At 69.8% G+C, this 6,263-nt stretch carries 7 protein-coding genes; 6 read left to right on the top strand and 1 reads right to left on the bottom strand.

Annotated features, from left to right (window positions below):
* The first annotated feature begins 38 nt into the window (after positions 1 to 38).
* Both ASG29_RS12925 and ASG29_RS12920 read left to right on the top strand, forming a co-directional pair.
* On the top strand, positions 39 to 1,139 hold the full coding sequence (locus tag ASG29_RS12925; RefSeq protein ID WP_414884639.1) for an RNB domain-containing ribonuclease: 1,101 nt from the start codon (positions 39 to 41) through the stop codon (positions 1,137 to 1,139).
* Positions 1,136 to 1,441, top strand: coding sequence for a hypothetical protein (locus ASG29_RS12920; RefSeq protein ID WP_055984577.1), 306 nt, complete (start codon positions 1,136 to 1,138; stop codon positions 1,439 to 1,441). Before ASG29_RS12925 ends, ASG29_RS12920 begins: the two co-directional genes overlap by 4 nt.
* On the opposite strand, the gene ASG29_RS12915 is transcribed toward ASG29_RS12920, so the two are convergent.
* Complete coding sequence (locus ASG29_RS12915) at positions 1,387 to 2,328, bottom strand: LysR family transcriptional regulator (RefSeq protein WP_055985625.1); 942 nt, start codon at positions 2,326 to 2,328, stop codon at positions 1,387 to 1,389. The two genes, ASG29_RS12920 and ASG29_RS12915, sit on opposite strands and share 55 nt — an antisense overlap.
* An 80-nt stretch (positions 2,329 to 2,408) precedes the next feature.
* Between ASG29_RS12915 and ASG29_RS12910 the strand changes: the two genes are divergently transcribed.
* From ASG29_RS12910 to ASG29_RS12895, 4 genes are all read left to right on the top strand, one after another.
* On the top strand, positions 2,409 to 3,929 hold the full coding sequence (locus ASG29_RS12910; RefSeq protein ID WP_055985621.1) for a CoA-acylating methylmalonate-semialdehyde dehydrogenase: 1,521 nt from the start codon (positions 2,409 to 2,411) through the stop codon (positions 3,927 to 3,929).
* Between the two features lie 16 nt (positions 3,930 to 3,945).
* Complete coding sequence (locus ASG29_RS12905; protein ID WP_055984573.1) at positions 3,946 to 4,446, top strand: hypothetical protein; 501 nt, start codon at positions 3,946 to 3,948, stop codon at positions 4,444 to 4,446.
* A gap of 4 nt (positions 4,447 to 4,450) precedes the next feature.
* Positions 4,451 to 5,293, top strand: a complete 843-nt coding sequence (gene purU, locus ASG29_RS12900; RefSeq protein WP_055984569.1) for a formyltetrahydrofolate deformylase — start codon at positions 4,451 to 4,453, stop codon at positions 5,291 to 5,293.
* Between the two features lie 10 nt (positions 5,294 to 5,303).
* Positions 5,304 to 6,263, top strand: a 960-nt coding sequence (locus ASG29_RS12895; RefSeq protein ID WP_235532906.1) for an acyl-CoA dehydrogenase family protein, incomplete at its 3' end; no start/stop codon positions are given.

Here is a 6,263-nt window from a genome sequence, read left to right as displayed (position 1 = left end):
GGGGGGGGGGGGGGGGAGTGCCACAGGGCGCACCGCCCGTGGACGCCCCCCTCCACCGTCCTGCGGACGGTCCCCCTCCCCGTACCGGGGAGGATCTCGCGCGAGACGTCCTCCTTCCCCTCTGGGCCTGCTGGCGCGCGCTCGCCGCCGCGCGTGACCGGCGGGCGCCGCTGGAGCTCGACCTGCCCGAACGGCGCGTGATCCTCGACGACGCGGGGCGCCTGCTGTCGGTCGCGCCGCGCGAGCGGCTGGACGCGCACCGGCTGGTCGAGGATTTCATGATCGCCGCCAACGTCGCCGCGGCGAAGGCGCTGGAGGCGAAGAAGGCGCCGGTCATGTATCGCGTCCACGAACCGCCCGCGCGGGAGAAGCTGGTCGCGCTGAAGGAATATCTCGCCACCTACGACGTCGCCTTCGCGCTGGGGCAGGTCGTGCGCCCCGCGACGTTCAACCACATCCTCGATCGCGTCGGCGACGCCGATTTCCGGCCGCAGGTGATGGAGCAGGTGCTGCGCACGCAGACGCAGGCCTATTACGCGCCCGCGAACCTCGGCCATTTCGGGCTGGCGCTGGGCAGCTACGGGCATTTCACCTCGCCGATCCGCCGTTACGCCGACCTGATGGTCCATCGCGCGCTGGTCAGCGCCTATGCGCTCGGCCCCGGCGGCCTGAAGGGGAACGAGGATTTCGAGCGCGCGGGCGAGGCGATTAGTGCGCTGGAACGCCGCGCGATGGAGGCGGAGCGCGACACGCTGGACCGCTATGTCGCCGCCTATCTGTCGGAACGGACCGGCGAGGTCATGCCGGTGCGGATCACGGGCGTCACGAACTTCGGCTTCTTCGCGCGGGTCGAGGGGATCGGGGGCGACGGCCTGATGCCCGTCCGCGACCTGGGCGGCGAATACTTCCGCTTCGACGAAGGCGCACGGCAATTGGTGGGGGAGGACAGCGGCGACGTCTACGCCCAGGGGCAGCGGCTTGACCTGCGGCTGGTCGAGGCGAACCCGGTGTCGGGTGCATTGCGCTTCGAACTGCCCGACCGGCGCATCGAGCCCGCGGCGCCGGCGCGGGGACGCGCGCGCGTCATCAAGCATCGGGGCCGACCCGCCAACATCCGCCATCAGGGACGACGCAAGTGAAGCAACGATTGAAGCAGGCGGGCGACCGCGCCACGCAGACGCGCAATGCGGTCGCGACCCGGCTGCGCGCCGCAGGCGCGGTCTCGCGCGCGACGGCCACGACGATCGCCTTCGACGCGGGCGAGGCGAAGCTGATCGACCGCATGATCGCGTTCGGCGCGGTGAAGGAGACGCCGGAGGGCGCGCGCTGGCTGGACGAGCGGCGCTTCGTCGATTTCCGCAAGGAGGGGCTGGCGAGCGTGCTCGGCTATCTCGCGCTGGCGGGGTTCGCGGCGGCGGGCGCGCTGGCGGCGACGGGCTGATCCCCGGACAGCTGCGCGCGGTGGCGCGTCACCAGGTCCACCAGCCACGCGCGGAAGGCGCGGACGCGGCGCAGCTGGCGCGTGTCGCGATGCGTGACCAGCCAGAAGGCGCGCGTGATCGCGACATCGGGCATCACGCGCACCAGCGCCGGGTCCGCCCCCGCAATGAAATGCGGCAGTACGCCGACGCCCGCGCCGCTGGCGACCAGTCGCGCCTGCGCATTGATGCTGGATGATCGCAGCCGCGGCGCGAGGTCCGCATCGACCTCGCGCAGGTAGCGCAGTTCGGGCGAGTAGAGCAGGTCGGGGATGTAGCCGACGAGCCGATGGTCGCGCGCCAGCGTCGCGTGAGTCGGGGCGCCATGCCGCGCGATATAATGGGCGCTGGCGTACAGGTGCAGCGCGTAGTCGGCGAGCTTGCTGGCGACCACCGGCCCCTGCGCGGGGCGGGCGAGCAGGACGGCCAGGTCCGCCTCCCGCTTCGACGGGCTGAGGAAGCCCGACGAGGCGACCAGGTCGATCGTCAGCGCGGGATGCCGCGCGGCGAAATCGTGCAGGTGCTGCGCCACCAGCCACGTGCCGAACCCTTCCGACACGCTGACGCGGAGCAACCCCGACAGCGCGCCGGAATCGGGGCGCGCGTCGATCCGGTCGGCGGCATGCTGCATCGCCTCGACCTGCGCCAGCAGCGTCTCCCCCGCCTCGGTCAGCACCTGTCCCTCGCGGGTCTGCTCGAACAGGGTGCGCCCCAGCCGTGCCTCCAGCCGGCGCAGGCGGCGACCGACGGTGGTGGCGTCCACGCCGAGATGCGCGGCGGCACGCGCGATCTGTCCTGCGCGGGCGACGGCGAGGAAATCCTGAAGGTCGTTCCAAGGGAGGGGCTGCATCATTGCAGGCAACCTATGCAGAATTGCCGCTTGCCTGCAAAGTCCCGTGGGGTCAGAGCCGCGGGACACAGGAGAGCATGATGCGGCAGATCGACCATTTCATCGTCGGCGGAGCGGGCGGCAGCGGACGGACGTCGCCTGCGGGCGAAGCCCGATACGGGGACGTCTTCGACCCCAATACGGGCAAGGTTCAGGCCAGCGTCGTGCTGGGCACGCAAGCCGACCTGGACCGCGCGATCGCGGCGGCGCAGGCCGCGCAGCCCGCGTGGGCGGCGACCAATCCGCAGCGGCGCGCGCGCGTGATGTTCGCCTTCAAGGCGCTGGTCGAGAAGAACATGGACGAACTGGCGACCTTGCTCAGTTCCGAACACGGCAAGGTCATCGCCGACAGCAAGGGCGATATCCAGCGCGGGCTGGAAGTGATCGAATTCTGCTGCGGCATCCCGCACGTGATGAAGGGCGAATATACCCAAGGCGCGGGGCCGGGCATCGACGTCTATTCGATGCGCCAGCCGCTGGGCATCGGTGCGGGCATCACGCCGTTCAACTTCCCCGCGATGATCCCGCTGTGGATGAGCGGCGTCGCGATCGCGACGGGCAACGCGTTCATCCTGAAGCCGTCCGAGCGCGATCCGTCGGTGCCGGTGCGGCTGGCCGAACTGTTCATCGAGGCGGGGCTGCCCGAGGGTATCTTGCAGGTCGTCCACGGCGACAAGGACATGGTCGACGCGATCCTGGACCATCCGGCGATCAGCGCGGTCAGCTTCGTCGGCAGCAGCGACATCGCGCATTACGTCTATCGCCGCGGCGTGGCGGCGGGGAAGCGCGTGCAGGCGATGGGCGGCGCGAAGAACCACGGCATCGTGATGCCCGACGCGGACCTGGACCAGGTCGTCGCCGACCTGTCGGGCGCGGCGTTCGGTTCGGCGGGCGAGCGGTGCATGGCGCTGCCGGTGGTGGTGCCGGTCGGCGAGAAGACCGCGGACGCGCTGCGCGAGAAGCTGATCCCCGCGATTCAAGCGTTGCGCGTCGGCGTATCGACCGATGCGGAGGCGCATTACGGCCCGGTCGTGAACGCCGCGCACAAGAAGCGCGTCGAGGACTGGATCCAGACCGGCGTCGACGAGGGCGCGGAGCTGGTGGTCGACGGCCGCGGCTTCACGTTGCAGGGGCATGAGGAAGGCTTCTTCGTCGGCCCGACCCTGTTCGATCGCGTCACGCCGGACATGAGCGCGTACAAGGATGAGATCTTCGGCCCCGTGCTCCAGATCGTCCGCGCGCAGACGTTCGAGGACGCGGTGCGATTGCCCAGCGATCATCAATACGGCAACGGCGTCGCCATCTTCACCCGCAACGGCCACGCGGCGCGCGAATTCGCGGCGCGGGTGAACGTGGGCATGGTCGGCATCAACGTGCCGATCCCGGTGCCCGTCGCCTATCACACGTTCGGCGGATGGAAGCGCAGCGCGTTCGGCGACACCAACCAGCACGGCATGGAAGGCGTGAAGTTCTGGACGAAGGTGAAGACCGTCACACAACGGTGGCCCGATGGTGCTACGGGCGATGCGGCCAACGCCTTCGTGATCCCGACGATGGGATAGGGCCGGGAGACGTCGTATGATCCGTGCCGCCATGATGTTCCCGCTGATCCTCGCCGCCTGTTCGGGGGCGGGGTCGGATTACGGCAACGTGGCGGTGCCGGAGCGCGAGGCGGAGGCGCAGGCGGCGATCGACCGCGCGGTGGCGCAGAACGGTACGGCAACGACCGCCCGGTCGGGCGTGCCGGTCGGCACGCCGACGGAAAACGCCGCCCGCGACCGCGCCTTGCCGAAGGATTTCCAGGGCTATTGGGGGATCACCCCCGACGATTGCGAGCTGGCCAATACCGCCGCTACCGGCCGGATCAATATCGATGCCGATCGCATCCGCTTCTGGGAATCGCGCGCGACGGTGGTCGACGTGGTGAGCCGGTCGACCTACGCGGTCACCGTGGACCTGCGGTTCAGCGGCGAGGGGCAGACGTGGCAGAAGCGCACGGAATGGAAGCTGGAAGGCGGGAGCACCGCGATGGTGCGGACCGACGCGGGCGCGGCCCCGATCCGGTATCAGCGATGCTGACGGCATGATCGCGGGGGACCGCTGGATCCTGACGTTCACCTGCGACGACCGCGTCGGGATCGTCGCGGGCGTGACGGGCGAACTCGCGGCGGCGGGGGGCTTCATCCTCGACAGCCAGCAATATGCGGATCTGGAATCCGGCCGCTTCTTCATGCGCGTGCTGTTCGCGGCCGACGGCGATCCGTCCGCGCGGCTCGCCGCGGTGGCGGCGCGGTTCGCGCTCGACCTGTCGCTGGTGCCCGCCGCCACGCGCCCGCGCGTGCTGATCGCCTGTTCGACGACGTCGCATTGCCTGAACGACCTGCTGCACCGCTGGTCGACCGGCGCGCTGGCGATCGATCCGGTCGCGGTGGTATCGAACCACGACGTCCTTCGCGGGCTGGCCGAATGGCACGGGGTGCCGTTCCACCACCTGCCCGTCGCCGCCGATACCCGCGCAGGCCAGGAGGCGGCGTTGCTGCGGCTGGTGGAGGAGACGCGGGCGGACCTGATCGTCCTCGCCCGCTACATGCAGGTGCTGTCGCCCACGCTGGTCGAGGCGCTGGCGGGGCGCTGCGTCAACATCCACCACAGTTTCCTGCCCAGCTTCAAGGGCGCGCGCCCCTATCATCAGGCCCACGCGCGCGGGGTGAAGCTGATCGGCGCGACCGCGCATTTCGTCACCACCGACCTGGACGAGGGGCCGATTATCGAACAGGCGGCGGAGCGCGTCGACCATCGCGCCACCGTCGGCGACCTGATCGCGATCGGCCGCGATATCGAGGCGCAGGTGCTTGCCCGCGCGGTCGGCTGGATCGCCGAACGCCGCGTCCTCCTGAACGGTGCGCGCACCGTCGTCTTCCGTTAGAGAAACCCGCATGACCAACCAATTCGACCTCACCGACGACCAGCGCGAGATCCAGGACCTCGCGCGCCGCTTCACCGCGGACCGCATCACGCCCTTCGCGGCCGAGTGGGACGAGAAGGGGCATTACCCCGTGGATGTGTGGAAGGCGGCGGGCGAGCTTGGCTTCGGCGCGATCTACGTCGGGGAGGAATCGGGCGGGATCGGCCTCGGCCGGCTGGAGGCCGCGCTCATCATGGAGGCGATGGCCTATGGCTGTCCCGCGACCAGCGCGTACATCTCGATCCACAACATGGCGACGTGGATGATCGACCGCTTCGGCGGGCAGGAGATCAAGGACCGCTTCCTGCCCAGCCTCGTGGGCATGGAGAAGATCGCCAGCTATTGCCTGACCGAGCCGGGCTCCGGCTCCGACGCCGCCGCGCTGAAGGCCAGCGCGCGTCGCGACGGCGACCATTATGTCCTGAACGGCACGAAGCAGTTCATCTCCGGCGCGGGCTACAACGACCTGTACGTGTGCATGGTCCGCACCGGCGAGGAGAAGTCGAAGGGCATTTCCTGCGTCGTCGTCGAGAAGGACACGCCCGGCCTGTCGTTCGGCGCGCCGGAGCGCAAGCTGGGCTGGAACGCCTCGCCCACGGCGCAGGTGATCTTCGAGGATTGCCGCGTGCCGGTCGAGAACCGCGTCGGCGCGGAGGGCGACGGCTTCCGCTTCGCGATGGCGGGGCTGGACGGCGGCCGGTTGAACATCGGCGCGTGTTCGCTCGGCGGGGCGCAGCGCTGCCTCGACGAGTCGGTGAAGTATACGAAGGAACGCCAGCAGTTCGGGCAGCCGGTTTCGGAATTCCAAAACACGCAATTCATGCTGGCCGACATGGCGACCGATCTGGAAGCGGCGCGCGCCTTGCTGTATCTCGCCGCGGCCAAGGTGAATGCGGGCGCGCCCGACAAATCGCGCTTTTCCGCGATGGCG

The sequence above is a fragment of the Sphingomonas sp. Leaf412 genome (assembly GCF_001425405.1).
Taxonomy (GTDB): Bacteria; Pseudomonadota; Alphaproteobacteria; order Sphingomonadales; family Sphingomonadaceae; genus Sphingomonas.
This window is presented reverse-complemented; position numbering and strand designations above follow the sequence as displayed.